Origin of the sequence: Micromonospora sp. AMSO12t, from assembly GCF_008806585.1 — a bacterium.
GTDB lineage: Bacteria > Actinomycetota > Actinomycetes > Mycobacteriales > Micromonosporaceae > Micromonospora > Micromonospora reichwaldensis.
The window spans coordinates 1-1,504 of sequence record NZ_WAAS01000495.1; the positions used below are offsets into that span (position 1 = coordinate 1).

Annotated in this window: 1 protein-coding gene; it reads left to right on the forward strand. The window is 73.2% G+C overall.

All coding sequences use genetic code 11. The features are described 5' to 3' along the window. Positions 1–1,504 (forward strand): condensation domain-containing protein (locus tag F6X68_RS32590; RefSeq protein WP_151457826.1); only part of this gene is annotated, 1,504 nt, incomplete at both ends.

The window sequence follows — 1,504 nt, forward strand, 5'->3', positions numbered from 1 at the left end:
CTCGGGCATCCGGCCGCGGGCGCCGCCATCCGGCTGCTCACCGACGACCTGCGTCCGGTGCCCGCCGGCAGCCTGGGCGAGGTGTTCATCGGCGGGCCGGGGGTGGCCCGGGGGTACCACGACCGTCCCGCCCTGACCGCCGAGCGCTTCCCGCCCGACCCGTACGGGCCGCCGGGCAGCCGCCTGTACCGCACCGGCGACCTGGCGCGTCAGCTACCGGACGGCACCTACCACTTCGCCGGCCGGGTCGACGACCAGGTGAAGCTGCACGGCCACCGGATCGAGCTGGGCGAGATCGAGAGCGTGCTGCTGCGCCATCCGGACGTACGGGCCGCCGCCGTCGGGCTGCACCAGGGCACGGCCGGCCCCCGGCTCGTCGGGTACGTCGTGCCCGAGGCCGGTCCGGACGACGCGACGCTGGCCGAGTACGCGGCCCGGTACCTGCCGGCGACCATGGTTCCCGCCGCGTGGGTCCGGCTGGCCGCTCTGCCGCTCACCCCGCACGGCAAGCTGGACCGGGCCGCGCTGCCCGCCCCGGCGGAGCGGGTCGGCGAGGCGCCCCGCGACGACCTGGAGCGGCGGGTGGCGCAGGTGTGGGCGGAGGTGCTCGGCAAGTCGCCGGGCCGCGACGACAACTTCTTCTCCCTGGGCGGGCACTCGCTGCGGGCCACGATGGTCGCCGTCCGGCTGCGTGAGCGGTTCGGGCTGCCGATCTCCGCCGCGATCGTGTTCGAGGCGCAGACCGTGGCCGCGATGGCCGACCAGCTACGGGCCGAGGTGACGGCCGGTCCGTCGACCGGCGGCGAGGACGATCCGGTGGTGACCGGCGCCGGGGAACCGAGCGAGCCGGAGCCGGTCCTCGTCCCGCCGGGCGGCAAGACCTCGTCGCCGGGTCGGGTCCTGTCGTTCGCGCAGCAACGCCTGTGGTTCCTGCACACCCTCGACCCGAAGTCCACCGCCTACAACACCCAGACCGCCTGGCACATCGACGGCGAACTCGACCTCGACCACCTCGACACCGCCATCGACGAGATCATCCGCCGGCACGAAGTCCTACGCACCACCTTCGCCGAGCACGACGGCATCCCCGTCCAGATCGTCCACCCCGAGCCCACGCATCACCGCACCCGCCACGACCTCAGCCACATCCACCCGGACCACCACGACCACCACGTCCGCGAAATCCTGCGCGCCGAACTCGACCAACCATTCGACCTCACCACCGGCCCGTTACTGCGCAGCCACGTCCTCCAACTCGCCCCCACCAGCCACGTGCTCTGCCTCACCTGGCACCACATCGTCCTCGACGGCTGGTCCGTCGGCGTGTTCCACACCGAACTCGACCACCTCTACACCGACCTGGCCCACGGTCGCGCGCCCTCGCTGCCACCCCTCACCACCCAGTACGCCGACATCGCCCAACGCCAACGTCACCACTGGCAGAGCGCCGACGCCCAACAGCACCTCCACGAACTCGCCGCACGACTCCGCGACGCCCCACCCG